This window comes from Allobosea sp., from assembly GCF_051860145.1.
Lineage (GTDB): Bacteria > Pseudomonadota > Alphaproteobacteria > Rhizobiales > Beijerinckiaceae > Allobosea.
Window position 1 is genome coordinate 91,917 of sequence record NZ_JBHYEM010000007.1, and the last position, 25,657, is coordinate 117,573.

A 25,657-nucleotide genomic window follows, 5' to 3' on the forward strand; every position below is an offset into this window, starting at 1 on the left:
GTCGGCAGGCCGGTCCCGGACTGACAGAAGGCCGACGTCGCGCGAGTCGCACGACGTCGGAATGACTACGCTACGCGGCCTTGTTCTTCACTGCGCCGATGATGGCGGTCAGGACGGCGCCACCGGCACCGCCGGCGATCAGGTTCGTAATGATGCTACCGATACTGAAATTGCCGCTCGTCGCCGCGGCCGTCACCGCCGGCAGCACGAGAGGGACAAGTTGTCCGAGCACGCCGCCGCCGACGAGCCCGGCAATCGTATTGCCAAGTGTTCCCAGATCGAAGCTAGGGGAGGCTTTGCCAGCCGCATTGCCACCCAGCGCTCCTGCTACGAGGTTGATCAGTATCTGTTCCATGATACCCCCAAAGCCATGGTGCATGGCAGCAGGGAAGATGACTCCGCTGGTTTGGCGAAGCAACTGCAGATTGAAAAGACCGGTTAATCACCTGTGTGTGAGAGCAGAATGCGAAAAAGCGGGAACCGGTTTTTCGGATTGATCCTGCTCTAACTCTTTGATGAGAGACGGATTCAGCTCTCAACTGGAATCACTTCAAGATTCCATCTGAAATCATCCGGCTCTAGCGCCGGAGCGCGATCGCCGAGATCAGCCGGCCGTAATCGCTCTCGTTGCGGTGAGTCGTGCGGCGATAGCTGAAGAAGCGATTCTCGTCGCCATAAGTGCAGAGTCCGAGGTCGATGAAGCGCCCGATTCCCGCCTCCTGCGCCCTCAGGGCGATGAAGGCCGGCAGGTCGAACATCGCATGCGCCGGCCGCTCCGAGCCATGGAAAAAGCGCGCATAGGTAGCATTCTCGGATTTGAAGCGCTCGACGAATTCCGGCCCGACCTCGTAGGCCTTCGCACTGATGGTGGGGCCGAGCACCGCGAGGATGCGCTCGCGCCGGGCGCCGAGCTTCTCCATCGCCGTCACCGTCGCCCCGACGATACCGGTGAACGCCCCCTTCCAGCCGGAATGTGCCGCGCCGATCACGCCGGCCTCGCTGTCGGCGAACAGGATCGGCCCGCAATCGGCAGTCGAGGTGCCGAGCGCCACGTCATGAGCGGTGGTCACCATGGCATCGGCCCTCGGCTTGTCACCGTCCCACGGACCGGTGACGACCACGGCATCGGCCGAATGCACCTGATGCACGCTAACCAGATGCGTTGGCGCCACCTTCATATGGGCCGCCATCCTGGCCCGGTTCTCGGCAATCGCAGCGGGATTGTCGTTCGAGCCGAGGCCACCATTGAGCGAGGCGTAGATCCCGGTCGAAACGCCGCCCTCGCGGGTGAAGAAGGCATGCGCGATGCCGGGCTCGGCGGCAAGTTCGGGAGATGTGATGAACATGGCTGTTTCCGGCTGGTGGTCAGGCCTGCTCTGGCATCTGATGAAGGTCAAATCCGGGCAGAGGCGGTAATCCGGGATGCGATAGCGCCAGAACCTTGAACAATTCACCCATCCCGGTCGCGCCCGTCGCGGTCAGGCGCTCGAAGGCGCCCCGGATCGCCTCGGCCTGCTCGGGCTTCGCCCTGGCGGCGAGCGCCTGTGCCCGCTCGGCGAGCCCGAGCGCCAGCAGGACCTCGCGCTGCGTCGCCGGGCCGTGCGTCGCCGCGCCGGACCGGCGCGCGGCCTGCGCCATGCGTTCGAAATCGACATGCACGGTCAGGTCGGCTTCGCCCGGCTCCGCCAGCACGTCGACATGACGCTGCCGGCGGACCGCCTGGAGCGTGTCACCGAAACCGGACCGCACCGAGCCATAGTCGATGAACAGCGCCGCACCGCCATGGAAGGCGAGATGTCGCGAGACCGTCGCCACGATAGCGAGCGCGGCTGCCGGCTGCTCAATGACGCTGCCGTTGGGGGCGGCCATGGTCAGCGAGGTCTCAGGCGCGCCGGCGAGGCCGAAGGCCAGTTCGCCTCCAGCGTCGAGCCCGACCAGCCTCTCGCGCCAGCCATCCCCGGTCTTGACGAACTGGTCGAGCGGCAGCGCGTCGAGAAACTCGTTGGCGACGACGATCACGGGTCCGTCGAGGGCGGTCTCGATCCCGTCATGCCAGGATGGCGCGGCCGCCCCTGCCAGGCTCTGGTGCTGGGCCTGGCGCAGCACGGGGCTGATCTCGACGAGATGGACGTCGAGCGCCTCGCGAAAGCCCGGCACGATCCTGGCCGCCCGCAGCATGTCGGCCATCAGCGTGCCGCGTCCAGGCCCGAGCTCGACGAGGCGTACCGAAGCCGGCTCGCCCATCATTTGCCAGACGGCGCCGGCCCAGAGCCCGAGAAGCTCGCCGAACATCTGGCTGATCTCGGGCGCGGTGGTGAAGTCGCCCTGCGCGCCGAAGGGGTCGCGCGTCATGTAGTAGCCATGGCGCGGATGGCCGAGGCAGAGCGCCATGTAGCGCGAGACGTTGAGCGGCCCCTCCTCGCGGATCAGGCGGATGAGCTCCGCCTTCAGCAGGCTCATGCAGCCCGCCTGGCGCGCAGCACCAGAAACAGCCCGGCCAGGAACAGCGGCAGCGAGAGCAGCATGCCCATGGTGATGCCGCCGCTCAGCGCATCGACGCTGGCGCCGAACAGGAAGCCGAGTTGCGGGTCCGGCTCGCGGAAGAACTCGCAGACGATGCGCGCCACAGCATAGCCCATGCCGAAGACGCCGGCGACGAAACCCGGACGCTTGAAGCCGCCGGCCCGCACGACGAATGCCAGCAGGATGAAGAGCAGGATGCCCTCCCCCAGCGCCTCGTAGAGCTGGCTCGGATGGCGCGGCAGCGGCCCGGCATTGGGGAAGACCATGGCGAAGGGCAGGTCCGGCGCCGGCCGGCCCCAAAGCTCGGCATTGATGAAATTGGCGATGCGCCCGAGAAAGAGCCCGATCGGCACCACCGCGGCCGCGAGATCGAAGACGCTCAGCGCCGGATAGCCCCGCTTGCGCGCGAACAGGAAGAGCGCGGTCGCCGCGCCCAACAGCCCGCCATGGAAGGACATGCCGCCCTGCCAGATCGCGACGATGTCCTGCGGGCGGGCGAGATAGCGCTCCAGATCGTAGAACAGCACGAAGCCGAGCCGCCCGCCGAGCACGACGCCGAGCGCGACCCAGAGCAGCATGTCGTCGAGCTCGTCGGCCGCGGGATGCTTCGACGTGCCCCACAGCCCGGGCGACGAGACCAGCCGCCGCGCATACCACCAGCCGCCGATCAGCCCGGCGACATAGGCGAGCCCGTACCATTTCACCGAGAGCGGGCCGAGCTGCAGCGCGACCGGATCGATCACCGGAAAGGGAATGGCGAAGACGGGCATGGGCAAGGGTCCGGCAGAATTCATTGAATGGCCGCCGTCATCCCGGACAAGCCGCGAAGCGGCGCCGATCCGGGATCCATGCCAGAGCGCCTCCGATCAGCGCCCTAGCATGGATCCCGGGTCTCCCTTCGGTCGCCCGGGATGACGGCGCGAGGCAAAACCTGCCGCGACATGGCCGCGCCCGCGCGGCACGGTCAAGCGAAAAGCCGCTTCACCGGCTCGGATCAGAGCTCGATGTCGCCGCCGTGGCGGCGCACCAGCGCGCCCGCATAGCGCGGCATGACTTGCGGCATGATGCTTTCGCCTTCGGCGGGGCGATCCATGCCGAAGACGAAGCGCGGGAAATCGAGGGCCTTCTGGATGGCCCAGATCTCGTCATGCTTCTCGGGCGGCAGGATGCGGGCCGGGTCGCCGACCGCGACCCAACCGATCGGCACGATGGCGCCTTCCGGCAGCACCGTCCGCAAATGCACGATCCCGTTGATCCGCACCTCGGCCCCGGCGCCGATTCGGGCGCCGTTGAAGACCGTGACGCCGGTGGCGAGAAAGGCCTCGTTGGAGACGACGCAGCCGGTCAGATAGGAGCGCGGGCCGACGAGCACATTGTCGCCGATGCTCATCTCGGCGCCGCGGACGCCCCGGATGACCGCCGTATCCATGATCACGCAGTTGCGGCCGATGCGGACCGGGCCGCTCTCCGCACTGATCACCGCGCCGAAGCCGACGGAGCAGTTCTCGCCGATGGTGACGTCGCCGCAGATCGTCGCGTTGGGCGCGATGCGGCTGGAGGGATGGATGCGTGGCCGCAGGCCTTCATGTTCGATCAGCATGGCTGGCTCCCGGTTTTCCCTTGGCGATGGTCGCAGCGTTGCGTCGCGGCGATCTGAGCCCCGCTCAGACCTTGACGATCAGCTTCCCGAAATTCTTGCCCTCCAGCAGGCCGATGAACGCCTCCGGCGCCCGGTCGAGACCCGCGACGATGTCTTCCTTGTATTTCAGCGCGCCGTCAGTGATCCAGCGTGCCATCTCCTGCTCGAAGGCCGGACGCTGCGCGACGAATTCGCGCTGGATGAACCCGCGGATCGTCAGGCTCTTGGTCAGGACCTGCCGCATGACGACGGGGAGCTGGTCGGGACCCGCGAAATCGCCCGTGCTGTTATATTGCGCGACGAGGCCGCAGACCGGAATCCGGGCAAACGTGTTCAGCAGCGGAAAGACTGCGTCCCAGACCTTGCCGCCGACATTCTCGAAATAGACGTCGATACCCTGGGGACAGGCCGCCGCCAGCTTTTCCGCGAAATCGGGCGCGCGATGATCGATGACGGCATCGAAGCCGAAGGTCTCCCGGACGAAGGCGCATTTCGTCTCGCCGCCCGCGATGCCGACGGCGCGCGCGCCCTTGATCCGCGCGATCTGCCCGACGGCCGATCCGACGGGCCCGCTGGCCGCGGCCACGACGACGGTCTCCCCCGCCTTGGGCTGGCCGATCGTCAGCAGGCCGGCATAGGCGGTGAAGCCCGGCATGCCGAGCACGCCCAGCGCCGTCGTGATGGGCGCGGCGGCCGGATCGAGCTTGCGCAGATGAGCCCCGTCGGCCACCGCATGGGACTGCCAGCCGGAATGCGAGAGCACGATGTCGCCCGGCTTGAAGCTGGGGTGACGGCTTTCCAGGACCTCCGCGACGGTGCCGCCCTCCATCACCTGGCCGATCGCGACCGGCGCGGCATAGGATTTCGCCTCGCTCATCCGGCCGCGCATATAGGGGTCGAGCGAGAGGTAGAGGATCCGCAGCAGAACCTGGCCCTCGGCGGCAGTCGGAACCGCGGCATGCTCGAGCCTGAAATCGCCCGGGCGCGGCCGGCCGGCAGGGCGCGAGGCGAGTACGATTCGGAGATTGTCCAATTGGGCCATCGGATGTGATCCTCGCTGAAGCATGTTTCTCGATTGATCATCGCGATATGGGGAGCGCCGGTCCATCAGCACCAGCTCGCCTGTGCATTTTGAGACCTGCCGGATCACGCTCCTGACATGACGAAACGCCTCGGGCGTCCTACATCAGGGCCATGAATCGCGAACGCCCAGATCTGCCGGACGACGAGATCGAGGACGAGGAGGACACTCTTCCCCTCCCCGCATCGAGCACTGATGCGGCCGCGGCCTCGCCCTCGGAGCTGAAGCACGGCATCGAGGTCATCCAGCAATTCGCCAGGCATTTGCCGAACAGGCCCGGCGTCTACCGGATGTTCGATCGCGCCGGCGAGGTGCTCTATGTCGGCAAGGCCAAGAGCCTGAAGAACCGGGTGACGGCCTATGCCCGCGGCATGGCCCATACCAACGCTGTCGCGCGGATGATCGCCGAGACGGCGAACATGGAATTCGTCACCACGGGGACGGAAACCGAGGCGCTGCTGCTCGAATCCAACCTGATCAAGCAGCTCAGGCCGCGCTACAACGTCCTGCTCCGCGACGACAAGAGCTTCCCCTATATCCTGCTGACCGGCGACCATCCCGCCCCGCAGATCGCCAAGCATCGCGGCTCGCGCCAGCGCAAGGGCGATTATTTCGGCCCCTTCGCCTCCGTATGGGCGGTGAAGCGCACCATCGACGCGCTGCAGAAGGCCTTCCTGATCCGCACCTGCAGCGATTCCTTCTACGAGAACCGCACCCGGCCCTGCCTGCTCTTCCAGATCAAGCGCTGCGCCGGCCCCTGCACCGGCGAGATCTCGCATACCGACTACCAGGCGCTCGCCAGCCAGGCGCGCGACTTCCTCTCCGGCCGCTCCTCGTCGGTCAAGCAGACGCTCTCGGCCCGCATGCAGGAGGCCGCGGAGGCGCTCGAATTCGAGAAGGCCGCGCGCTATCGCGACCGGCTCGCGGCGCTCTCGGCCGTGCAGGCCGGCCAGGACATCAACACCCAGAATGTCGAGGAGGCCGACGTCTTCGCCATCGACGAGCAGGGCGGCCATTTCTGCGTCGAGATCTTCTTCTTCCGCAACCACCAGAACTGGGGCAACCGGGCGCTGTTCCCGCGCGCCGACAAGAGCCTGACGCCGGCCGAGGTGCTCGCCTCGGTCGTGACCCAGTTCTACGACGACAAGCCGCCGCCGCGCCTCGTCCTGCTCTCGCATGAGGTCGAGGAGATCGCGCTGATCGGCCAGGCGCTCTCGGCCCGCGCCGGCCGCAAGGTCGAGGTCGCGGCGCCCAGGCGCGGCGAGCGGCGTGACCTCGTCGCCCATGCCCAGAAGAACGCCAAGGAGGCGCTCTCGCGCAAGCTCGCCGAGAATGCCGGCCAGCAAAGTCTGCTCGCGGCGCTGGGCGAGGCTTTTGGCCTGCAAAGGCCCCCGCGCCGCATCGAGGTCTACGACAACTCCCACATCATGGGCACGAACGCGGTCGGCGGCATGGTCGTCGCCGGGCGCGACGGCTTCATGAAGAGCCATTACCGCACCTTCAACATCTCCTCGGACACCATCGCCGGCGACGATTTCGGCATGATGCGCGAGGTGCTGAAGCGGCGGTTTTCGCGGCTGGCGAAGGAGAGTGTGCAGCAACCGTCAGCGACGGACGAAGCGCCGGGAATTGCCGCGCCCGGACTCGCTGAAGCGAGTGCGGCGCTTGTCGGGGGTTCGAGTCCCTCTCCCGCTACCATCACCGAAGCGTCTGCAGCAGCGGCTGCGATTGAACTGCCCGAAGACGACACCGCATTCCCCTCCCGGCCCGACCTCGTCATCGTCGACGGCGGCAAGGGCCAGTTCGAGGCGGCGCGGAAGATCATGGCCGAATGCGGCGCCGCCGATATCGGGCTCGTCGCGATCGCCAAGGGCGAGGATCGCAACGCCATGCGCGAGACCTTCTTCATGGTCGGCCGCGAGCCCTTCAAGCTGCCGCCGCGCGACCCCGCCCTGTTCTTCATCCAGCGCCTGCGCGACGAGGCGCACCGCTTCGCCATCGGCACGCATCGCGCCAGGCGCAAGCGCGACATCACCAAGAATCCGCTCGACGAGATCCCGGGCATCGGCCCCTCGCGCAAGCGCGCCCTGCTGCTGCATTTCGGCACGGTCAAGGCGATCCAGCGCGCCAAGCTCGACGACCTGATGCGCACGCCCGGCGTCAACGCCGCGACGGCCAAGGCGGTGCATGAGTTCTTTCACGATGCGTGAGGTTCGTGCGCACCTCGCGGGATTGCGTGTTGACGCTGTCACAAGCGCGCTGCTTTGGTATTTCCCGTGACGATTCTCCCAGACGCCATGAGGCGGCGTGGCCCCTGGTCGCTGCCGAACCTGCTGACCTACGGCCGGATCGTCGCGATTCCGGCCCTGGTGGCGCTGCTGTTCTGGCCGCGCGACGACTGGATGCGCTGGATCGCGCTCGCGATCTATGTCGCGGCGGCGGTGACCGACTATCTCGACGGCTGGATCGCGCGCGCCTGGAGCCAGCATTCGGCGATCGGCCGCATGCTCGATCCGATCGCCGACAAGCTCCTGGTCTGCGCGCTGCTGCTGATGCTGGTCGCCGATGGCACGATCTATGGCTGGTCGCTCTGGGCCGCCATCGTCATCCTCTGCCGCGAGATCCTGGTCTCGGGCCTGCGCGAATTCCTGGCCGAACTCAAGGTCAGCGTTCCGGTCAGCAAGGTCGCGAAATGGAAGACGACGGCGCAATTGCTGGCGCTCGGCTTCCTCGTCGCCGGCCCCGCGGGCGACAAGGTTCTGCCCTACAATACCCAGATCGGCATCGTCATGCTGTGGTTCGCAGCGATCCTGACCATCTATACGGGTTGGGATTATTTCAACGCCGGCATCCGCCATCTGGTGGACGAGGACGAGCGCGCATCATGACCGACAGCCTGACCGAGACCCGCAGCCTGAAGCTCGTCTATTTCGCCTGGGTGCGCGAGCGCATCGGCCTGCCCGAGGAGACGGTGGAGGTACCGGGCGGGGCCCGGACCGTCGCCGACCTGGTGCATTGGCTGAAGGCCCGCGGCGAGGGCTACGAGATCGCCTTCGAGAACGAGGCGGTGGTGCGCGCCGCGATCGACCACGCCCATGTCAAGCCGGACGCATCCCTGTCCGGCGCCCGCGAGATCGCCTTCTTCCCGCCGATGACCGGCGGGTGATATTGATCAGCAAGATTTTGATACAGCCCTCATCCTGAGGAGCCGCGAAGCGGCGTCTCGAATACTCCAGAGCATGCTGGAGCATCCTTCGAGACGCGATCCTGCGGATCGCTCCTCAGGATGAGGGTTCAAATGGCGATCAACCGGGCCGAGCCATGACACCCGTCATCCGCATCCAGCGCGAGGATTTCGACCTCAATGCCGAGATCGCGGCCCTGACCGCCGGCCGCAGCGATATCGGCGCCGTGGTCAGCTTCGCCGGGCTCTGCCGCAGCGAAGGGGGCGCGCTCGCCGCGCTCGAACTCGAGCATTATCCAGGTATGGCCGAGGCCGAGATCGCCCGCGTCGCGCAGGAAGCCGCCGCGCGCTGGCCGCTGACCGGGCTCGTCGCCATCCATCGCTACGGGCTGGTCCGGCCGGGCGAGCAGATCGTGCTGGTCGTCGCGACCTCGGCCCATCGCCGCGCCGCTTTCGAAGCCGCCGAATTCATGATGGACTATCTCAAGACCCGTGCGCCATTCTGGAAACGGGAGCATCTGGCCGACGGCACGATCGGCGGCTGGGTCGAGGCCAAGACGGGCGATGACGAGGCGGCCGAACGCTGGGGGTAGAGGGTGATGGTGCGGCATCTGCGCGGCTTGTCCTGGCCCCTGCTCGGCGCGCTTCTCGTCATCGGCCTCCCCACCGCAGCCTCGGCCGAGCCCACCACCAAGGTCTTCCGCGACTGGGTCGCGGGCTGCGACAATCTCCGGCAATGCACCGCGCTCTCCCTGCCGGGCGAGCTCGACGACCGGCTCGCCTATGTCAGGCTCCAGCGCGGCGGTGGCCCAACCGACCTGCCGAGCCTGTCGCTGCAGATCCGGGACATCAAGCTGAAGAAGGCTTTCGAGGCGCGGCTGACCCTCGACGGCGCGCCGTTCCCGGCGGCTGGCCGGAGCTTTCCCGGCTCGTCGCCCGATGGCGAGGTCGGCACGATCGACCTTCCGGCACAGGATTCCGATGCGCTGATCGCCGCCTCCCGCAAGGCGACGAAACTCGGCATCGGCTTCGACGGCAAGAGCTTCACCCTCTCGCTCTCCGGCGCGATTGCGGCGCTGCTCTGGATCGACGAGCAGCAGGGGCGGCTCGGGACGGTGACGGCGCTGATCCGCAAGGGCGACAAGCCGGCCACGGCCGTTCCCGCGGCACCGGCCCTGCCCGTCATCACCGCGCGTGCAACCTCGGGCGTTCCGGCGCCGGACGAGACGCTCGCGAAGACGCTGCCCGCGAACCTCCGCGCGCATCTCAAGCGGGTCGAGCCCGATACCTGCGACGACAGGCCCGAAGCCGGGTCCAACATGGACAATGTCTGGGCGCTCGGCCCGCGCAGCCATCTGGTCGGGCTGCTCTGCTACCAGGGCGCCTACAACATGGGCAGCGCCTACTGGATCATCGAGCAGGGCAAGGTCGCGGCCGCGCGCCGCGTCGCCTTTCCGACGCCCTCCGGCAAGCCGCAGGACGAGCTGGTCAACAGCGCCTACGACCCCAAATCCGGCCTGCTCGACTTCTTCAGCAAGGGTCGCGGCCCCGCCGATTGCGGCTCGTCCGGCATCTATGCCTGGACCGGCTCGGCCTTCGTCCTGACGAGCTGGAACGAGATGAGCGTCTGCCGCGGCCTGCCGCCGGACGAGTGGATTTCACTGTTCCACAGCGAGACGAAGTTCGTGAAATAGCGGCGCGCCGTCATTCCCGGGCGTAGCGAAGCGCAGACCCGGGAATCTCTTTCAGGAGATGCTCGGGTCGAGCCCGAGCATGACGCGCTCCGTCACGCCGCCTGTTGCTTCGGCCTCACCGCGGCGGAGTAATCCTCCATGATCACCTTGCCCATATTGCCGGTGATGAACTTGTAGGGGCCGATCTCGGAGACCAGCGTCACCTCGGCGGCAGAGCCGGTGATGAAGCATTCGGCGAAACCGTCGAGCTCTTCGGGGCGGATGCGGCGCTCGACCACCTCGAAGCCGCGCTGCTTGCAGAGCTCGATCACCGACTGGCGCGTCAGGCCGTTGAGGAAACGGTCCGCCAGCGGCGTGTGGATGACGCCGTCCTTGATGAAGAAGATGTTGGCGCCGGTGCATTCGGCGACATTGCCTTCCCAGTCGAGCATCATCGCGTCGGCATAGCCGCCGCGCTCGGCCTTGTGCTTGGAGAGCGAGCAGATCATGTAGAGGCCCGCAGCCTTGGCATGGACCGGCGCGCAGGCCGGGTCGGGCCGGCGATAATCGGCGATGTCGAGGCGCACGCCCTTCAGCTTCTGGGCCATGTCGAACATGCTCGGCCATTCCCACACCGCGATCGCGGTATGAATCGAATTGTTCATGCCGGACACCGCCATCATCTCCGAGCCGCGCCAGGCGACCGGGCGGATATAGGCGTCCTTCAGGCCATTCTCCTTGAGGCAGAGATATTTCGCCTCGTCGATCTCGGCGACCGAATAGGGGATGTCGAAATCCATGATCTCGGCCGATTTGTGGAAGCGCTTCGAGTGCTCGGTGCACTTGTAGATGACGCCGTCATAGGCGCGCTCGCCCTCGAAGACGCAGGAGCCGTAATGCAGCCCGTGGGTGAGTACGTGCACCGTGGCGTCCTTCCACGGCACGAGCTTGCCGTCGAACCAGATCACGCCGTCGCGCTGGTCGAAAGGAATGACTGACATGGGACAACTCCTCCTTGAGAGTCTTCTTGTGCCGAGACTCCGCCACAAGGGCGATGGACACGCAAGCACGGAACGAATACTGCGCGGATACGGCCGGATGCGACATAATCCGTCGCCGCGCATGCTTGACCGGTAATCTTCCGTCTGAGATATGTCAACATCACTGACGTAAAATGAGAACGCCGCATGGCCGACATGCAAGTCCGTCCGACCGACGCGCCCCGCCCCACGCCGGGCGACGACGTTCCCTATGACCTGATCGAGCTGCTGTTCTTCGCCTATCGCGACTTCGTCAGCGACCCGGACCGGATCCTCGCCGACTATGGCTTCGGCCGGGCCCATCACCGGGTTCTGCATTTCGTGCAGCGCCGCCCTGGCCTGACCATCGCCGAGCTGCTCGACCTGCTGCAGATCACCAAGCAGAGCCTCAACCGCGTGCTCAAGGAGCTGGTCGAGACCGGCTTCGTCGAGTCGCGCATGGGCGTCCAGGACAAGCGCCAGCGCAAGCTCCATTCGACCGCGGCCGGCAAGGAGCTCGCGGTCAGGCTGGCGCAATTGCAGGCGAAGCGGATCAACGCCGCCCTCGCCGCGCTCGGGCCGGAAGGAGGCGAAATCGTCGCGCGCTATCTGGCGGGGCTGATCAACCCTTCGGAGCGCAAGAAGGTGCTCGGCTCGCTCGCCGGGTCGGACTGAGGCAGCCGGTTGCGCCGCGAACGCCAGATCGCCTCATTCATCGCTCCTGATTAGCCCGAGCTTTCGCGGCGCAGGCCGTGCTATCCTGCCCCGACCTTCAATCTGCGCCCACGGCGAAGGAGCCCAGATGGCCGCAAGCAGCGCGCTCAAGCCTGTGCCCGACGAGGCGCCGCATATCCTCGTCGTCGACGATGACCGCCGTCTTCGCGACCTGCTCGCACGTTTCCTCGGCGACCATGGCTATCGCGTCACCACCGCCGCCAGCGCGGCGGAGGCCGATTCGCGGCTGGCGCATCTCGTCTTCGACGCGATCGTGCTCGACATCATGATGCCGGGCGAGAACGGTTTCGACTTCGCCCGCCGCTTCCGCGGCCTGTCCGGCGTCCCGATCCTGATGCTGACCGCGCGCGCCGACAGCGCCGACCGCATCAACGGCCTCGAGCTCGGCGTCGACGACTATCTCTCAAAGCCGTTCGAGCCGCGCGAGCTGATCCTGCGGCTCGGCAACATCCTGAAGCGGACCGTCGTGGCCGAGGGCGGGCAATCGGGCAGCCGGCCGGATTTCGTGCGCTTCGGGCCCTTCATCTACGGGCTCGCCCGCGGCGAGCTGCGCCAGGGCGAGGAGACGATCCGCCTGACCGAGCGCGAGCGCGAGATCCTGACCGCGCTGGCCGAGCGCACCGGCGAGCATGTCCCGCGCGAGCAGCTCGCGGCCCAGGGCTCGGCCGCCAATGACCGCACCATCGACGTCCAGATCAACCGGCTACGCCGCAAGATCGAGCGCGACCCGGCCGATCCGCTCTATCTCCAGACCGTTCGCGGCGTCGGTTACCGGCTGGTCACGGATCGGGCCTGACTTCATGCAGGGCGGCGCCCCCTATCTGCGTTGGGCCCAGGCCGTCGGCCTCGGCCTGGGACGCGCCTGGACCACGCTCAGTCAGTGGAACGCCGCCCTGGCGCGCGCCCTCAAGCCCGCCCTCAAGGCCGGTGACCGGCCGTTCCGGGCCGTCGGCCGCTACATGCCGAAGGGGCTCTATCCGCGGGCGCTGGTCATCGTCATCGCGCCCGTCGTGCTGCTGCAATCGGTCGTCGCCTATGTCTTCATGGAGCGGCACTGGCAGACGGTGACGCAACGCCTCTCCGCCGCCGTCTCGGCCGATATCGCCGCGTTGATCGACGTCTATGAGAGCTATCCGCAGGATGCGCAGGCCTCGGTCCTGACCCGTATCGCGCAGGACCGCCTCGGGCTCGATGTCGACATCATTCCCGACGCCGACCTGCCGGCTCCCGGCCCCCGCCCCTTCTTCTCCCTGCTCGACAGCGCGCTCTCGACGGAGCTCAGCCAGCAGGTGGCGCGGCCGTTCTGGCTCGACACCGTCGGCCGCTCCAGCCTGATCGAGATCCGGGTCAAGCTCGGGCCCAACGTCATGCGCGTGCTGACCAGGCGCAGCCAGGCCTATGCCTCGAACAGCCATATCTTCCTGCTCTGGATGATCGGCACATCGCTGATCCTGCTCACCATCGCCGTGCTCTTCCTGCGCAATCAGATCAGGCCGATCCTACGGCTGGCCGACGCCGCCGAGGCCTTCGGCAAGGGCCGCGACACCGATTTCCGGCCGCGCGGCGCGCGCGAGGTCCGGCGCGCCGGCAATGCCTTCATCGAGATGAAGCGCCGCGTCGAGCGCTCGGTCGGCGAGCGCACCACCATGCTCAACGGCGTCAGCCACGACCTGCGCACCATCCTGACGCGCTTCAAGCTCTCGCTCGCCTTGCTCGAGCGCTCGACCGAGATCGAGGCGCTGGAGAAGGATGTCGACGAGATGAGCCGGATGCTCGAGGATTATCTCGCCTTCGCCCGCGGCGATGCCGGCGAGGCGGCGACCGAGACCGATATCCGCGCCCTGCTCGAGGAGCTGAAGGGCGATGCCGAGCGTCAGGGCCACCAGACCGAGCTCGAGGTCCATGGCGACCCGCTCGTGGTGATCCGGCCCGACGCCATCCGCCGCCTGCTCACCAACCTCGTCTCGAACGCCGCGCGCTATGGCGACCGCATCGCCATCAGCGCGACCCATGACGCGCGCTACCTGATCGTGATGGTCGATGATGACGGCCCCGGCATCCCGCCGGCCCTGCGCGAGGACGTCTTCCGGCCCTTCTTCCGGCTCGACGAGGCCCGCAATGTCGATAGCGGCGGCACGGGGCTGGGCCTCGCCATCGCCCGCGACATCGCGCGTGCCCATGGCGGCGACATCATGCTCGGCGACTCGCCGCTGGGCGGCTTGCGCGCCACGGTGCGGCTGCCGGTGTGAGGTCAAGCCTCCGGCCTGATCACCGCCAGACCATGCAGATGATCGGCCGCATGGTCGAGGAAAGCCCGCACCTTCGGCGCCAGATGCTGGCCGCTGGGCACCACGAGTTGCACCGGCAGCGGCGGCGGCTCGAACTCGCGCAGCAGCCTGACCAGCGTCCCCGCAGCGAGATCGTCGGCCGCCTGATAGGAGAGCGGCCGCGCCACGCCGCGCCCGGCGCGGGCGGCGATCAGCACCGCCTCGACCTCGTTGACGATCAGGCGCGGCGTGATCGCGACGCGCGCGCCACGCCCGGCCCCGCCGAAGCGCCATGTCAACGTCTGCCCCGCCGCGACGCTGGCGATGGTGTCGTGGCCGACGAGATCCGCCGGCCGTGACGGCGCGCCGCGCCGTTCCAGATAGGCGGGCGCCGCCACCAGGATCCGGCGAACCTCCCCGACGCGCCGCACGATCAGGCGTGAATCCGGCAAGGGGCCGATCCGGATCGCGGCGTCGAGCCCCTCCTCGATCATGTCGAGATTCCGGTCGGCCAGCACCAGTTCGACCTGGACGTCGGGATGACGGTCGAGGAAGGCGGTGACCAGCGGCGTGACATGCCTGCGTCCGAAGACCAGCGGCGCGGTGACCCGCAGCAGGCCGCGAACCGGTTCGGCCGCCGCGCCCTGCAGCGCCCCCTGATAATCAGCCAGCATGCGCCGCGCCGCGCCGGCGAGCGCGCGCCCGGCATCGGTCGGCGTCAGCTGGCGCGTGGTGCGGGCGATCAGCCGCGCGCCGACCCGCTCCTCGAGCCCCGCGAGCGCCCGCGTCACCGCCGGGCGCGAGCGCCGCAATAGCCGCCCGGCTCCCGCCAGGCTGCCCGTATCGAGGATCGCGACGAAGATCGCCAATTCATCGAGCCGGTCCAAAGGCTGTTCCTGCTTCTGGAATTCTGAGTTGAAGGAATAACAGGTTTCGTCCGCAAAGCGGAACAATCATGATGCCGGCTCATTCGCGAGGGCCCGCTCGATGCCGCAGCCAGAAATCATCCTTCACAGCACCCCGTTATCCGGCCACGGCCACCGCGTCGAACTGCTGCTTCTGGCGCTCGGGCTCGATTATCGCCTCCTGCCCGCCCCGGCCGAAATCCGGCAGAGCGCGGCCTTCCGGGCGCTCAACCCGCTCGGCCAGATCCCGGTGCTGCAGGACGGGCCGCTGACGCTGGCCGACAGCAATGCGATCATGGTCTATCTGGTGAAGCGCTACGCGCCGGAGAGCCGCTGGCTGCCGACCGAGCCGGTCGCGGCGGCGCAGGTCCAGCGCTGGCTCTCGATCGCCGCCGGCGAGGTCATGCACGGCCCCTCGATGGCGCGGCTGATCGCGCAGTTCGGCATCAAGGACGATCCGGCCCGCGCCGAGAGGATCGCCGCCCGGCTGCTTCCCTTCATGGACGGGCACCTCGCGGACCGCGCCTTCCTCACCGCCGATCATCCGACGCTCGCCGACCTGGCCTGCTATTCCTATGTGGCCCACGCGCCGGAGGGCGGCATTTCGCTCGCGCCCTATCCGGCGATCCGGGCTTGGCTCGCGCGCGTCGAAGCCCTGCCCTTCTTCAAGCCGATCCCGCCCTCGCCGCTGCCAAACCGGGGATGAAATCGCCATGGACGAGACCCCGTTCCATCCCGGCGAGCTGAAGGCGCAGGAGCGCGCCGGCCTTTTCGCGCGCGGCGCCGGCATCCGCGAGTTCATGCCGGCCCAGCACCGCGACTTCTTCACGCTGCTGCCCTATCTCTTCGCGGCCGGCCTCGACCGGGACGGCTGGCCGATCGGAACCGCGCTGACCGGCGTGCCCGGCTTCGCGCACAGCCCTTCGCCAATCAGCCTTCGCATCGACGCCTTGCCCGCCGCCGGCGACCCTGCATCGACCGCCTTGCAACAGGGCGCCGGCATCGGCCTGCTCGGCATCGATCTGACGACGCGGCGGCGCAACCGCGCCAATGGCATCGTCGCCCGGCGCGACGCGGCGGGCCTCTCGATCACCGTCACGCAGAGCTTCGGCAATTGCGCCAAATACATCCAGACGCGCAGCCCGACGCCGATCGTCCGGGCGCCGGCGCAGGTGGAACAGCTTCCGGGTCTGGATCAGGCCGCGCGTTTGCTGATCGGCAACGCGGACACGCTCTTCGTCGCCAGCGCCTCGGGCGCGGGCGTCGACATCTCGCATCGCGGCGGCCGGCCCGGTTTCGTACGGATCGACGGCGATGTCCTGACGATCCCCGATTTCGCCGGCAACAGCTATTTCAACACGCTCGGCAATCTGCTGATCGAGCCGCGCGCGGCGCTGCTCTTCATCGATTTCGAGCGTGGCGACCTCGTCCAGCTTCAGGGCGAGACCGAGATCGTCTGGGAGGGGCCGGAGCTTGGTGGTCTCGACAGGGCCGAGCGGCTCTGGCGCTTTCGCGTGAGGCGCGCCTGGCGGCACGGGGCCGCGCTGCCCTTCGCCTGGTCGGCGGTCGAACCGGCCCCGACGACGCTGGAGACCGGGACATGGCGGCGGGAGCGACCCGCCGCCTAGGATGGCGTCATCAGAACAGCCGTCCGCCGTTCGGCACGCCGAGGCTGGGTCCGATCAGGACCACCTCGCCGTCGCCGTCGGGCATGCCGAGCGTCAGCACCTCAGACATGAACTTGCCGATCTGGCGCGGCGGGAAATTCACCACCGCGAGGACCTGCCGGCCGGGCAGGTCCTCGCAGCGATAATGCTTCGTGATCTGCGCCGAGGATTTCTTCAGGCCGATCGTGCCGCCGAAATCTATCACCAGCTTGTAGGCGGGCTTGCGGGCCTCGGGATAGGGCTGCGCCTCGACGATCGTGCCGACGCGGATGTCGACCTTGAGGAAATCGTCGAAGGCGATCGTCGCGGCCGGTTCGTCGGATGCGCTCAAAATTCCTCCCAGGCGCGGTCATGCGCGCTCGGCTCGAGTTTGCGGGCGGTCGCCGCGCCGCTCACTGGCATGGCCTTGCGCGCCGGCGCAACCCCGCGCGGAGCGGGCGCCACCGCCGCCATCTTGCGCGCCATCGCCTGCAGGCCGGCGACGTCGCCGCCGAGCTTGAAGCGCGCCACCAGGCCCGCCAGCCGGTCGGCCTCCTGCGAGAGGGCATGCGCAGCCGCGGTCGATTCCTCGGCCATCGCGGCGTTCTGCTGCGTCGCCTGGTCCATCTCGTTGACTGCGGTGTTGACCTCCTGCAGCCCGGCCGCCTGTTCCTGCGCGGCACCGGCGATCTCGGCGACCAGCGCCGTCACGCGCGTGATCTCCTCGGCCATGCGCTGGAGCGCGCTGCCAGTCTGGCCGACCAGGGCGACGCCCTTGTCGACCTCGACGGTCGAGGCCGCGATCAGGCCCTTGATCTCCTTGGCGGCTTCCGCCGAGCGCTGCGCCAGCGCACGCACCTCGGAGGCGACGACGGCAAAACCCTTGCCGGCGTCACCGGCGCGCGCCGCCTCGACGCTGGCATTCAGCGCCAGCAGGTTGGTCTGGAAGGCGATCTCGTCGATGACGCCGACGATCTGCGAGATTTCGTCGGCCGATTTCTCGATGCCGCCCATCGCGGTGACGGCGTCTTGCACGATCTGGGTCGACTGCTCGGCCTCCGACTTGACCTGCACCGTCGCCTGGCTGGCGAGGCGCGCGCTCTCGGCGGTCTGGCGCACGGTCGCGGTCAGCTCGTCGAGCGCGGTCGCCGTCTCCTCGACCGAGGAGGCCTGCTGCTCGGTCCGGCCGGCAAGATCGTCGGCCGCCTGGCTGATCTCGCCGGAACCGGCCTTCATGCTCTCGGTATTGGTCGCGATCTGGCGCATCGTCTCCTGGAGCTTGAGGATCGCGCCGTTGAAATCGTCCTTGAGCTTGACGTAGTCGGCCGTGAAGGCGTCGTCGATCCGGTAGGTCAGATCGCCCTCGGCCAGGCGCTCGAGCCCGGCGCCCAGCGCCCGCACCACGGTCTCCTGCTGGGCCGAGGTCTCGGCGCGCTCGCTCTCGTTGCGGCGGCGCTCATGATCGGCCGCCTCGCGATGCGAGCTCGCCTGCTCTTCGGCGCGCAGCTTGTCGGCAGCCATCTCCTCCTTCGCCAACGCGGCGTCGCGGAAGACCACGAGCGCGCGGGCCATGCTGCCGATCTCGTCGCGGCGCCCCTGATGCGCGATCTCGGTCTTGAGCTCGCCCTCGGCAAGGCCGTTCATCGTCGCCGCCAGCGAGGACAGCATGGCAGAGGCGCGCCGGCTCAGGACGATCACCAGCCCGAGGATCAGCAGGCCGAGCGGCACGAGAACCTTGGCCACATCCGCCATCATGCCCTGGAACGCGGTATCGACATCCTGCACATGCAGCCCGGCGCCGATCGCCCACTGCCATTTCGGCACGCCGACCACATAGGAGATCTTGAGCGAGGGGTCCTTGTCGCCCGTCTTCAGCCAGAAATAGTCGACAAAGCCGCTGCCCTGGCCCTTGGCGACATCGACCAGATCCTTGACGAAGAGCTTGTCGTTCGTGTCCTTGAACGCCGACATGTCGGTGTTGATCAGGGCCTTGCTGGCATGGGCTATGTTCACGCCGTCATAGCGGATGACGAAATAGTAGTTGCCACCGTCGAAGCGCGCATTGGTGACCGCGTCGATGGCGAGCTTGCGGCCGTCGGCATCGCTGATTTCGCCCTTTTCGACCCGCGCGACGTAAGCAGCGACCGTCGTCGCTGCCGCCTCGACCGCATTCTTGATCTCGTCCCGCTTGAGCGAGATCATCTCGTTGCGGGCTTCGTACAGCGTGAAGCCGACGCTGCCGACGGCGACGAGTGCGGCGAGCGCGGCGATGAGGCCGAATGAACGGCCGATCGAGAGCGCAGAAAGTGACTTCAGGAACGGCATGGAGAGGAGCCCCGCGGAGAAAGATTCCGCACATTCGTGAAGAATGGCTAAGGCCCTGTTAACGACGCCGCGATTTCGCCATATTTCGCCATGCCCGCCCAGCCGGCGCGTTCAATCGGCCGGAACAGTCTCCGTCAGCGTTCGTTCATCCGCAGTGACGTACCAATCCCCCCGGAAAGGAGGGCGCACCGATGCTGCTCAAAAACCTGTTCCTCACAGCGGTGGTCGCCTCGGCGCTGCTTCCCGCAGCGGCCGCGAACGCTCAGTATTACGACCCCTATAACCGCCCGCCGCGCTACGATTACGATCGTGGCGGGGGTTATGATCGTCCGCCGCCGCGCTATGGCTATGACCGGGGCTACGATCGCCCTTATCGCGAGCGTCGCTTCGGCGACATGTGCATCACCTCGCGAGGCTCCTGCGAGGCGCCGGCCTCACCGCGCGGCGCGCCGTGCCGCTGCTATATCGACGGCTTCGGCCCCAAGCGCGGCAACATCGAGTAGGGGGCCGCACTGTTTTCTGATTGAAGCGGCGTCATCCCGGCAGCAGCGAAGCGGAGCGCCGGGATCCATCGTAAAGCACTGAGCCTTACGATGGATCCCGGAGCGGCGCCGCTGAAGCGGCTTGTCCGGGATGACGGGGCTCCGGTTCCGTTAGATCACGGCCTTCTCTAGATCGCCGGCGCGAAATCCTCGTTGTCCTCGCCGCCGTGACGGCTCTCGCCGCGCTCCCTGCGGCGCACGCGCGGGCGGGCGCCGCAGAACGCCCGGGCCAGGCCCCGCAACGGAGCGGTGAGCCGGTGGATGTCCTCGGCCCGGGACAGGACCCAGCCTGCCGTCTTCAGCTCGCGGTCCAGCCGCGCCATGGTGCGTGACAGCTCCGGCTCGTCATCGTCGAGCCAGACCTCGGCGACGCGGGCCATGAGCAGGACCGCGCCCTGCACGCGCACGCCGCCGAGCGCATCCTCCGTCGCGATCCCGGCCGAGGCCAGCATGTAGCGCCAGGAATTGATCGCGCCGCGATTGAGCGCGGCAAGCGTCATCGGATCGCGCCGGACCGCCGGCATGATGCGGCGCAGGCCGGCCTTGTAGGGCGCCAGCGCATCGAGCCGGCGCATGACGAGATCGAACATCCGCTCGCGCGCCGGCTCCCCGACGAGGTCGTCGGACTGGCCGGCGAGCACGGCATCGTCGACGATGCGCGTCAGGCCGCCGAGGATGGCGAGCTTTGACGGGAAAAGACCGCGCAAAGTCACAAGCGAGATCCCGGCTTCGGTCGCGATCTCGCCGAGCTCGATCTCGCCCCAGGGGCGCGAGGCCGCCAGCCTGAACAGGGCATCGACCACGCCCTTGCGCGGATCAGCAGGCGCGCTCGCAGGCGGTGGAGCTGCTTTGGGCGGAGCTGCTTTGGGGGAAGCGGGTTTACGGGCCATCGGACCTCTCCTTTCGCAAAGCGATGAGGGAAAGGTAGGCCCGGAACGCGGCCTATGAAAGGCCGATCAGCCGGAAAGCTCCTCGGCGCGACGCTTGGCAGCAGCCACGGCGCGGCGCATCAGCGGCGCCATGCCGTTATCGGCCATCAGCACTTCGAGCGCGGCCGCCGTCGTCCCGCCCGGCGAGGTCACGTTCTGGCGCAGCGTCGCAGGCGGCAGCGGCGACTGGTAGAGCATCTCGCCCGCGCCCTCGATCGTCGCCCGCGCCAGCCGCTCGGCGGTCTCGGCCGGAAGCCCGGCCGCGACGCCCGCGGCCGCCAGGCATTCGACGAGATGGAAGACATAGGCCGGCCCCGAGCCCGAAACGGCCGTCACCGCGTCGATCAGCCCCTCGTCGCCGAGCCATTCGACCTTGCCGATGCTGCCGAGCAGCGCATCCGCCATCGCCCGCTGCGCCGCGCTGACGCCCGGCCCGGCCGCGGCAGCAGTGACGCCGCGCTGCACGGATGCCGGCAGGTTCGGCATGGCCCGGATGATCGCCGTCGCATTGGGCAGCCGGGCCGAGAGATCACCGAGCGTCTTGCCGGCCAGGATCGAGATCAGCAGCGTCTTCGGCTGGATGAAGGCCTGGACCGAAGGCGCTGCCGTATCGAGCATCTGCGGCTTGGTGGCGAGGACCAGGACCTCCGTCGGCGGCACGCTCCGGGCCTCCGGGTTGAGCGCCATGCCCTTCTCAGCGGCGAGCGTCGCCATCTCGTCCGACGGCTTCGGGTCGATCAGGGTGATGCCGGCCGGATCCATGCCGATGCGCAGCCAGCCTTCCAGCATGGCGCCGCCCATCTTGCCCGCACCGATGAGGACGAGCGTTTGCGGCAGCGGACTGGACATGGCGGGCCTCTCTCCGGAACATCATGCCCGGCGGCAAGCCGAGCATCTCTGGACCAGAAACCGGCAAGAGATGCCCGGGTCAAGCCCGGGCATGACGGAGGCGGCCGCTCACGCCTCGCCGACCGTCTCCAGCATCGCGCCCTCGAGCCCCTCGCGGGCGCTCTTGCCGGCCCAGACGACGAACTGGAACGCCTGGAAATAGCGCTCGCAGGAATCGATCGCCGCCTTGATCAGCGCCGCCGCCTGTTCGTCGGTCGGCTCCGCCCCGCCCGACAGCAGGAGCGCATGGCGGTACATCACCACGTTTTCCGAGCTCCACAGGTCGAAATGGCCGAGCCAGAGCTGCTCGTTGACGAGGCTGACCAGCCGCAGCACCTCATCGCGCCGGCGGTCCGGCACCTTCAGGTCGAAGGCGCAGGCGATATGGATCGCCTCGACCTCGGAGAGCCAGGTGATCGCGACATGGTATTCCGACCAGCCGCCGGTGACGGAGACGGAGAGTTCATCGTCGCTGTCGCGATCGAAGGTCCAGTTGTTGAGAGCTGCGAGTCGTTCGATCAGATCGAGAGGATTGGAGGGCCGGTCGATTTCGGCGTCCAGATCAAGGTCCATCATGCCCAGGGTCCAACTGCCGATGCCCGCGGAATGCAGGTCCGGCTCGTTCGAGAACGGGAACACGGCGACGGGGAAGCGCGGGACGCAACACGACTGCGAAGACCGCTGATGCAGCCCCCGGATCGGCGGCAGCCCCGCGGGACGGGACCAACCGACGAATCACCTCTCCTTCGACGATAGCGCAGGCGCGATGACGCTCCCAACACGGGATGCAGGCTCTGCGGATTCGGGGGGCGGGCTCAATCCCCGCCGGCCGCTGTCCACAGCCGGAAGTTCCGATGCTTCAGCCCTTGCCCTTGCCCTGGGCCGCCTCGAGCACGGCGAGCCGCGCCGCCAGCTTGTCGTTCTCCTCGCGCGCCAGCAGCGCCATCTCGCGCACGGCCTCGAATTCCTCGCGCGTCACGACGTCCATCTCGCGCAGCAGCCGGTCGATCTGCGTGCGCGCCACGGTCTCGACCTCGCGGCGCACGCCTTGCGCGGCGCCGGCAGCGTCGGTCACCAGACGGGCGAGGTCGTCGAGAATGCGGTTCGTGGTCGTGACCATCATCGTTCTCCAGGGCCGGATGTCGGCGCTCAGTAGCACGTCGGATATGGGCGGCGAAGCGCCCGCCCGCAATCGGGGCGAGCCCGTTTGCCGTCATTGCGAGCGAAGCGAAGCAATCCAGAGCCGCGGAGCGAACCCTCCTGGATTGCTTCGTCGCTTACGCTCCTCGCAATGACGGCGAGCGCGCGCTATGCCGTGGTCCTGCCCAACGCCTGGAGTCGCTGCGCATGGCCTTGCATTTCACGCCCGCCGAATTCGCCCGCCGCCGCGCTGCGCTGCTCGCCGCCATGGGCAGGGAGAGGCTCGACGCGCTCTTCCTGTTCCAGCAGGAATCGATGTTCTGGCTGACCGGCTACGACACCTTCGGCTTCTGCTTCTTCCAGTGCCTGGTGGTGAAGGCGGACGGCACGATGGCGCTGCTGACCCGCTCCGCCGATTTGCGCCAGGCCCAGCACACCTCGAACCTGAGCGATATCCGCGTCTGGAAGGACGGCAGGGACGCCAATCCGGCGAATGATCTGCTCGCGCTGGCGCGCGACCTTGGCCTCGCCGGCAAGCGCATCGGTGTCGAGTTCGAATCCTACGGGCTCGTCGCCGCCAATGGCCGCAAGCTCGACGCCGCCTTCTCCGGGATCAGCCCCCTTCTCGACGCCTCGGCCATCGTGACGCGCCTGCGTTCGGTGAAATCGCAGGAGGAGATCGCCTATGTCCGCCGCGCCGCCGTGCTTTCCGATGCGGCCGACAGGGCGGCGCTCGACCTGATCCGGGCGGGCGCCGACGAGGGCGAGATCCTGGCGGCGCAGCACGAGGCGATCTTCGCGGGCGGCGGCGATTACCCCGCCAACGAGTTCATCATCGGCTCCGGCCGCGACGCCCTGCTCTGCCGCTACAAGGCCGGCCGCAGGACGCTCGACGCGCAGGACCAGATCACGCTCGAATTCGCCGGCGTCGACCGGCATTACCACGCGGCGATCATGCGCACCGTCGTGATCGGCGAGCCGCGCCCACTGCATCTGAGCTATCACGCGGCGGCCAAGGCAGCACTGCTCGCCTGCGAGGCCGAGCTGAAGCCCGGCCGCAGCGCCGGCGACGTCTTCGCCGCCCATGCGCGGGTCTTCGACGAGCATGGCCTGTCGCAGCACCGCCTCAACGCCTGCGGCTATTCGTTGGGCGCCAAGTTCACGCCGAGCTGGATGGACTGGCCGATGTTCTACGAAGGCAATGACTGGCCGATCGAGCCGGGCATGGTGATGTTCGCCCACATGATCCTGATGGATTCCGCGACCGAGACCGCGATGTGCCTGGGCCGCACCTATCTGGTCGGAGACAGCAGCGCCGAGGCCGTCAACCTGCCCGATCTGGACCTCGCGATCCGTTGACCCTACAAGGGGCACGCAGGGAATCTCGAAGCAAACCCAACCCGTACGCAAAAAAGGCGGGAGGCGTCATGTCCGGTCGTTTGAATGGCCTCGTTCTGGGGTCAGCTTTCGCGCTTGCGCTCGCAGGCTGCCAGGAAACCACCTCGACCGCTTCGCGGCCGCGCGTCGACGCGCCGGGCGTGCCGGTCTCGGTCCAGAGCATTTCGGGCGCGCCCGACCAGGTCACCACCAATTTCGCCAGCCTGCTGGGCGAGGCCGCGGCCGAGCGCAAGATGGAGATCGTCCCGGGCGACAAGCCGGCCCGCTTCCGGGTGCGCGGCTATCTCACCGCCCAGCCGACGGAAGACGGCCAGACGGCGCTCGCCTTCGTCTGGGACGTCTATGACGCCAGCAAGAAGCGCGCCCAGCGCGTCCAGGGCGAGAGCCTCGGCAAGCGCGGCGGCGGCGGCGATCCCTGGGCCGGCATCGACCAGACGATCGTCGCCAGGGCAGCCTCCGATTCGATGGACGCGATCGCGACCTTCCTCGTCAGCGCCCCCGAGTCAGATACGCCGGCAGCCGATTCCAAGAAGACCAAGACCAAAACCAGGACGAAGACGGCCTCGGCGGAGACCGACAAGCCATCGTGAGCGCCGCGTCCCGCTGAGCGCGGTGCGGATAGACGGGCATTGCGGGTCGTTTTCGCAGTGCAACAGTCGACTCATTGTCATGTCGCTGTTATGAGCCCTGCGAATTGAGCCAGCTTCTCCTGGCTCGAGCCCAGCCAATGCTCACGGTGCGCCCCGGCATGCCCTCTTTCAAAGTCGTCGCCGGCAACTCCAACCGGCCGCTCGCCGAAGCGATCTGCGCCTCCCTGGACATCCCGCTCGCCAAGGCCTCCGTCAGGCGCTTCGCCGACATGGAGGTCTTCGTCGAGATCCAGGAGAATGTCCGCGGCCAGGATGTCTTCGTCATCCAGTCGACCTCCTTCCCGACCAACGACCATCTGATGGAGCTCCTGATCATCACCGATGCGCTGCGCCGCTCCTCGGCCCGGCGCATCACGGCGGTGATCCCCTATTTCGGCTATGCCAGGCAGGACAGGCGCGCCTCGGGCCGCACGCCGATCTCGGCCAAGCTCGTCGCCAACCTGATCACCCATGCCGGCGTCGACCGCGTGCTGACGCTCGATCTCCATGCCGGCCAGATCCAGGGCTTCTTCGACATTCCCACCGATAACCTGTTCGGCGCGCCGCTGATGGCGCGCGACATCAAGGACAGGCTCGACTGGCGCAACGCCATGGTCGTCTCGCCCGATGTCGGCGGCGTCGTCCGGGCCCGCGCGCTCGCCAAGCGCATCGATGCCCAGCTCGCCATCGTCGACAAGCGCCGCGACCGGCCGGGCGAGTCGGAGGTGATGAACATCATCGGCTCGGTCGAGGGCCGCTCCTGCATCCTGCTCGACGACATCGTCGATTCCGGCGGCACGCTGGTGAACGCCGCCGAGGCCCTGCTCGATCAGGGTGCCAAGGAGGTCTACGCCTATATCACCCATGGCGTGCTCTCGGGCGGCGCGGTGGCGCGCATCGCCTCCTCCAAGCTCAAGGAGCTGGTGATCACCGATTCGATCATGCCGACCGAGGCGGTGAAGGTGGCGCGCAACATCCGCGTCATCTCCATCGCCAATCTGATGGGCGAGGCGATCGAGCGCACCGCGAGCGAATCGAGCGTCTCCAGCCTGTTCGATTGAGCGCCTGGTGCTTCTTTCCACAGCCCTCATCCTGAGGAGCCGCGGAACGCGGCGTCGCGAAGGATGCTCCAGG

The 25,657-nt window shown here is 67.8% G+C and carries 28 protein-coding genes; 14 read left to right on the plus strand and 14 right to left on the minus strand.

The genetic code is table 11. From position 1 onward, the window contains the following. Positions 1-70: 70 nt before the first annotated feature. From ACTIF2_RS14050 to ACTIF2_RS14075, 6 genes are all read right to left on the minus strand, one after another. Positions 71-355 (minus strand): hypothetical protein, encoded by a 285-nt coding sequence (locus ACTIF2_RS14050; protein WP_439497709.1) that lies wholly within the window; start codon positions 353-355, stop codon positions 71-73. Between the two features lie 223 nt (positions 356-578). Next, positions 579-1,346: a peptidoglycan editing factor PgeF gene (gene pgeF, locus ACTIF2_RS14055; RefSeq protein ID WP_439497710.1), complete on the minus strand. Its 768-nt coding sequence runs from the start codon at positions 1,344-1,346 to the stop codon at positions 579-581. A gap of 19 nt (positions 1,347-1,365) precedes the next feature. Further along, entirely contained in the window at positions 1,366-2,460 is a 1,095-nt protein-coding gene (locus ACTIF2_RS14060) for a class I SAM-dependent methyltransferase (RefSeq protein WP_439497711.1), read from the minus strand. Next, positions 2,457-3,293: a prolipoprotein diacylglyceryl transferase gene (lgt, locus tag ACTIF2_RS14065; RefSeq protein WP_439497712.1), complete on the minus strand. Its 837-nt coding sequence runs from the start codon at positions 3,291-3,293 to the stop codon at positions 2,457-2,459. Before lgt ends, ACTIF2_RS14060 begins: the two co-directional genes overlap by 4 nt. Positions 3,294-3,517: 224 nt before the next feature. Further along, on the minus strand, positions 3,518-4,123 hold the full coding sequence (locus tag ACTIF2_RS14070; RefSeq protein ID WP_439497713.1) for a gamma carbonic anhydrase family protein: 606 nt from the start codon (positions 4,121-4,123) through the stop codon (positions 3,518-3,520). Positions 4,124-4,187: 64 nt separating this feature from the next. Then, positions 4,188-5,204, minus strand: coding sequence for an NADP-dependent oxidoreductase (locus ACTIF2_RS14075; protein WP_439497714.1), 1,017 nt, complete (start codon positions 5,202-5,204; stop codon positions 4,188-4,190). A 152-nt stretch (positions 5,205-5,356) separates the two neighbouring features. Here ACTIF2_RS14075 and uvrC point away from each other — a divergent pair, with 152 nt between their 5' ends. The 5 genes from uvrC to ACTIF2_RS14100 all read left to right on the plus strand — a co-directional run bounded on the left by uvrC (position 5,357) and on the right by ACTIF2_RS14100 (position 10,121). Continuing rightward, complete coding sequence (gene uvrC / locus ACTIF2_RS14080; RefSeq protein WP_439497715.1) at positions 5,357-7,453, plus strand: excinuclease ABC subunit UvrC; 2,097 nt, start codon at positions 5,357-5,359, stop codon at positions 7,451-7,453. An 87-nt stretch (positions 7,454-7,540) separates the two neighbouring features. Then, entirely contained in the window at positions 7,541-8,131 is a 591-nt protein-coding gene (gene pgsA, locus ACTIF2_RS14085; protein WP_439497856.1) for a CDP-diacylglycerol--glycerol-3-phosphate 3-phosphatidyltransferase, read from the plus strand. 26 nt (positions 8,132-8,157) lie between these two features. Further along, complete coding sequence (gene moaD / locus ACTIF2_RS14090; protein WP_439497857.1) at positions 8,158-8,409, plus strand: molybdopterin converting factor subunit 1; 252 nt, start codon at positions 8,158-8,160, stop codon at positions 8,407-8,409. Between the two features lie 155 nt (positions 8,410-8,564). Beyond that, on the plus strand, positions 8,565-9,020 hold the full coding sequence (locus ACTIF2_RS14095) for a molybdenum cofactor biosynthesis protein MoaE (protein ID WP_439497716.1): 456 nt from the start codon (positions 8,565-8,567) through the stop codon (positions 9,018-9,020). Positions 9,021-9,026: 6 nt separating this feature from the next. Next, positions 9,027-10,121: a DUF1176 domain-containing protein gene (locus tag ACTIF2_RS14100; RefSeq protein WP_439497717.1), complete on the plus strand. Its 1,095-nt coding sequence runs from the start codon at positions 9,027-9,029 to the stop codon at positions 10,119-10,121. A 92-nt stretch (positions 10,122-10,213) separates the two neighbouring features. On the opposite strand, the gene ACTIF2_RS14105 is transcribed toward ACTIF2_RS14100, so the two are convergent. After that, on the minus strand, positions 10,214-11,101 hold the full coding sequence (locus ACTIF2_RS14105) for a branched-chain amino acid aminotransferase (protein ID WP_439497718.1): 888 nt from the start codon (positions 11,099-11,101) through the stop codon (positions 10,214-10,216). A gap of 195 nt (positions 11,102-11,296) precedes the next feature. On the opposite strand from ACTIF2_RS14105, the gene ACTIF2_RS14110 reads away from it, so the two are divergent. The 3 genes from ACTIF2_RS14110 to ACTIF2_RS14120 all read left to right on the plus strand — a co-directional run bounded on the left by ACTIF2_RS14110 (position 11,297) and on the right by ACTIF2_RS14120 (position 14,103). After that, a complete protein-coding gene (locus tag ACTIF2_RS14110; protein ID WP_439497858.1) occupies positions 11,297-11,794 on the plus strand; it encodes a MarR family winged helix-turn-helix transcriptional regulator in 498 nt (165 codons plus the stop codon). Between the two features lie 127 nt (positions 11,795-11,921). Next, the gene (locus tag ACTIF2_RS14115; protein WP_439497719.1) at positions 11,922-12,650 is read left to right on the plus strand and encodes a response regulator; all 729 of its coding nucleotides are present in this window, start codon (positions 11,922-11,924) and stop codon (positions 12,648-12,650) included. 4 nt (positions 12,651-12,654) lie between these two features. After that, positions 12,655-14,103, plus strand: coding sequence for an ATP-binding protein (locus ACTIF2_RS14120; protein ID WP_439497720.1), 1,449 nt, complete (start codon positions 12,655-12,657; stop codon positions 14,101-14,103). Positions 14,104-14,105: 2 nt separating this feature from the next. Here ACTIF2_RS14120 and ACTIF2_RS14125 read toward each other — a convergent pair whose 3' ends face one another. Then, positions 14,106-15,008, minus strand: a complete 903-nt coding sequence (locus tag ACTIF2_RS14125; protein ID WP_439497721.1) for a LysR family transcriptional regulator — start codon at positions 15,006-15,008, stop codon at positions 14,106-14,108. Between the two features lie 100 nt (positions 15,009-15,108). Between ACTIF2_RS14125 and ACTIF2_RS14130 the strand changes: the two genes are divergently transcribed. Together ACTIF2_RS14130 and ACTIF2_RS14135 are read left to right on the plus strand one after the other, a co-directional pair. Further along, positions 15,109-15,732, plus strand: coding sequence for a glutathione S-transferase (locus tag ACTIF2_RS14130; RefSeq protein WP_439497722.1), 624 nt, complete (start codon positions 15,109-15,111; stop codon positions 15,730-15,732). Positions 15,733-15,739: 7 nt separating this feature from the next. Continuing rightward, a complete protein-coding gene (locus tag ACTIF2_RS14135) occupies positions 15,740-16,654 on the plus strand; it encodes a pyridoxamine 5'-phosphate oxidase family protein (RefSeq protein ID WP_439497723.1) in 915 nt (304 codons plus the stop codon). Between the two features lie 10 nt (positions 16,655-16,664). On the opposite strand, the gene ACTIF2_RS14140 is transcribed toward ACTIF2_RS14135, so the two are convergent. Then, complete coding sequence (locus ACTIF2_RS14140) at positions 16,665-17,024, minus strand: tRNA-binding protein (RefSeq protein WP_439497724.1); 360 nt, start codon at positions 17,022-17,024, stop codon at positions 16,665-16,667. Continuing rightward, complete coding sequence (locus ACTIF2_RS14145) at positions 17,021-18,997, minus strand: methyl-accepting chemotaxis protein (RefSeq protein ID WP_439497725.1); 1,977 nt, start codon at positions 18,995-18,997, stop codon at positions 17,021-17,023. Before ACTIF2_RS14145 ends, ACTIF2_RS14140 begins: the two co-directional genes overlap by 4 nt. 191 nt (positions 18,998-19,188) lie before the next feature. On the opposite strand from ACTIF2_RS14145, the gene ACTIF2_RS14150 reads away from it, so the two are divergent. Continuing rightward, the gene (locus tag ACTIF2_RS14150) at positions 19,189-19,500 is read left to right on the plus strand and encodes a hypothetical protein (RefSeq protein ID WP_439497726.1); all 312 of its coding nucleotides are present in this window, start codon (positions 19,189-19,191) and stop codon (positions 19,498-19,500) included. Positions 19,501-19,667: 167 nt separating this feature from the next. Here the strand turns inward: ACTIF2_RS14150 and ACTIF2_RS14155 are convergent, their stop codons facing one another. From ACTIF2_RS14155 to ACTIF2_RS14170, 4 genes are all read right to left on the minus strand, one after another. After that, positions 19,668-20,429 carry a TetR/AcrR family transcriptional regulator gene (locus ACTIF2_RS14155; protein WP_439497727.1) on the minus strand — a complete coding sequence of 254 codons (762 nt, stop codon included), beginning with the start codon at positions 20,427-20,429 and terminating at the stop codon, positions 19,668-19,670. Between the two features lie 66 nt (positions 20,430-20,495). Then, positions 20,496-21,317 (minus strand): pyrroline-5-carboxylate reductase, encoded by an 822-nt coding sequence (gene proC / locus ACTIF2_RS14160; RefSeq protein ID WP_439497728.1) that lies wholly within the window; start codon positions 21,315-21,317, stop codon positions 20,496-20,498. 108 nt (positions 21,318-21,425) lie between these two features. Then, positions 21,426-21,932: a type III secretion system chaperone family protein gene (locus tag ACTIF2_RS14165; protein WP_439497729.1), complete on the minus strand. Its 507-nt coding sequence runs from the start codon at positions 21,930-21,932 to the stop codon at positions 21,426-21,428. A 283-nt stretch (positions 21,933-22,215) separates the two neighbouring features. Further along, positions 22,216-22,476: an accessory factor UbiK family protein gene (locus tag ACTIF2_RS14170; protein WP_439497730.1), complete on the minus strand. Its 261-nt coding sequence runs from the start codon at positions 22,474-22,476 to the stop codon at positions 22,216-22,218. A gap of 227 nt (positions 22,477-22,703) precedes the next feature. Between ACTIF2_RS14170 and ACTIF2_RS14175 the strand changes: the two genes are divergently transcribed. From ACTIF2_RS14175 to ACTIF2_RS14185, 3 genes are all read left to right on the plus strand, one after another. Then, entirely contained in the window at positions 22,704-23,855 is a 1,152-nt protein-coding gene (locus ACTIF2_RS14175; RefSeq protein ID WP_439497731.1) for a M24 family metallopeptidase, read from the plus strand. 68 nt (positions 23,856-23,923) lie between these two features. Then, positions 23,924-24,484, plus strand: coding sequence for a hypothetical protein (locus ACTIF2_RS14180; protein WP_439497732.1), 561 nt, complete (start codon positions 23,924-23,926; stop codon positions 24,482-24,484). 158 nt (positions 24,485-24,642) lie between these two features. After that, a complete protein-coding gene (locus ACTIF2_RS14185; RefSeq protein ID WP_439497733.1) occupies positions 24,643-25,584 on the plus strand; it encodes a ribose-phosphate pyrophosphokinase in 942 nt (313 codons plus the stop codon). Positions 25,585-25,657 lie beyond the last annotated feature (73 nt).

Excerpts from the sequence above, each read along its gene's own strand:
- ACTIF2_RS14135 (WP_439497723.1), top strand. The coding sequence starts at position 15,740 with ATGGACGAGACCCCGTTCCATCCCGGCGAGCTGAAGGCGCAGGAGCGC.
- ACTIF2_RS14050 (WP_439497709.1), bottom strand. The coding sequence starts at position 355 with ATGGAACAGATACTGATCAACCTCGTAGCAGGAGCGCTGGGTGGCAAT.
- ACTIF2_RS14105 (WP_439497718.1), bottom strand. The coding sequence starts at position 11,101 with ATGTCAGTCATTCCTTTCGACCAGCGCGACGGCGTGATCTGGTTCGAC.
- ACTIF2_RS14150 (WP_439497726.1), top strand. The coding sequence starts at position 19,189 with ATGCTGCTCAAAAACCTGTTCCTCACAGCGGTGGTCGCCTCGGCGCTG.
- ACTIF2_RS14095 (WP_439497716.1), top strand. The coding sequence starts at position 8,565 with ATGACACCCGTCATCCGCATCCAGCGCGAGGATTTCGACCTCAATGCC.
- lgt (WP_439497712.1), bottom strand. The coding sequence starts at position 3,293 with ATGCCCGTCTTCGCCATTCCCTTTCCGGTGATCGATCCGGTCGCGCTG.
- ACTIF2_RS14155 (WP_439497727.1), bottom strand. The coding sequence starts at position 20,429 with ATGGCCCGTAAACCCGCTTCCCCCAAAGCAGCTCCGCCCAAAGCAGCT.
- ACTIF2_RS14165 (WP_439497729.1), bottom strand. The coding sequence starts at position 21,932 with ATGATGGACCTTGATCTGGACGCCGAAATCGACCGGCCCTCCAATCCT.
- proC (WP_439497728.1), bottom strand. The coding sequence starts at position 21,317 with ATGTCCAGTCCGCTGCCGCAAACGCTCGTCCTCATCGGTGCGGGCAAG.
- ACTIF2_RS14070 (WP_439497713.1), bottom strand. The coding sequence starts at position 4,123 with ATGCTGATCGAACATGAAGGCCTGCGGCCACGCATCCATCCCTCCAGC.
- ACTIF2_RS14170 (WP_439497730.1), bottom strand. The coding sequence starts at position 22,476 with ATGGTCACGACCACGAACCGCATTCTCGACGACCTCGCCCGTCTGGTG.
- ACTIF2_RS14130 (WP_439497722.1), top strand. The coding sequence starts at position 15,109 with ATGCCGCAGCCAGAAATCATCCTTCACAGCACCCCGTTATCCGGCCAC.
- ACTIF2_RS14185 (WP_439497733.1), top strand. The coding sequence starts at position 24,643 with ATGCCCTCTTTCAAAGTCGTCGCCGGCAACTCCAACCGGCCGCTCGCC.
- ACTIF2_RS14075 (WP_439497714.1), bottom strand. The coding sequence starts at position 5,204 with ATGGCCCAATTGGACAATCTCCGAATCGTACTCGCCTCGCGCCCTGCC.
- ACTIF2_RS14060 (WP_439497711.1), bottom strand. The coding sequence starts at position 2,460 with ATGAGCCTGCTGAAGGCGGAGCTCATCCGCCTGATCCGCGAGGAGGGG.
- pgeF (WP_439497710.1), bottom strand. The coding sequence starts at position 1,346 with ATGTTCATCACATCTCCCGAACTTGCCGCCGAGCCCGGCATCGCGCAT.
- pgsA (WP_439497856.1), top strand. The coding sequence starts at position 7,541 with ATGAGGCGGCGTGGCCCCTGGTCGCTGCCGAACCTGCTGACCTACGGC.
- ACTIF2_RS14175 (WP_439497731.1), top strand. The coding sequence starts at position 22,704 with ATGGCCTTGCATTTCACGCCCGCCGAATTCGCCCGCCGCCGCGCTGCG.
- ACTIF2_RS14145 (WP_439497725.1), bottom strand. The coding sequence starts at position 18,997 with ATGCCGTTCCTGAAGTCACTTTCTGCGCTCTCGATCGGCCGTTCATTC.
- uvrC (WP_439497715.1), top strand. The coding sequence starts at position 5,357 with ATGAATCGCGAACGCCCAGATCTGCCGGACGACGAGATCGAGGACGAG.
- ACTIF2_RS14110 (WP_439497858.1), top strand. The coding sequence starts at position 11,297 with ATGCAAGTCCGTCCGACCGACGCGCCCCGCCCCACGCCGGGCGACGAC.
- ACTIF2_RS14180 (WP_439497732.1), top strand. The coding sequence starts at position 23,924 with ATGTCCGGTCGTTTGAATGGCCTCGTTCTGGGGTCAGCTTTCGCGCTT.
- ACTIF2_RS14120 (WP_439497720.1), top strand. The coding sequence starts at position 12,655 with ATGCAGGGCGGCGCCCCCTATCTGCGTTGGGCCCAGGCCGTCGGCCTC.
- ACTIF2_RS14115 (WP_439497719.1), top strand. The coding sequence starts at position 11,922 with ATGGCCGCAAGCAGCGCGCTCAAGCCTGTGCCCGACGAGGCGCCGCAT.
- ACTIF2_RS14100 (WP_439497717.1), top strand. The coding sequence starts at position 9,027 with ATGGTGCGGCATCTGCGCGGCTTGTCCTGGCCCCTGCTCGGCGCGCTT.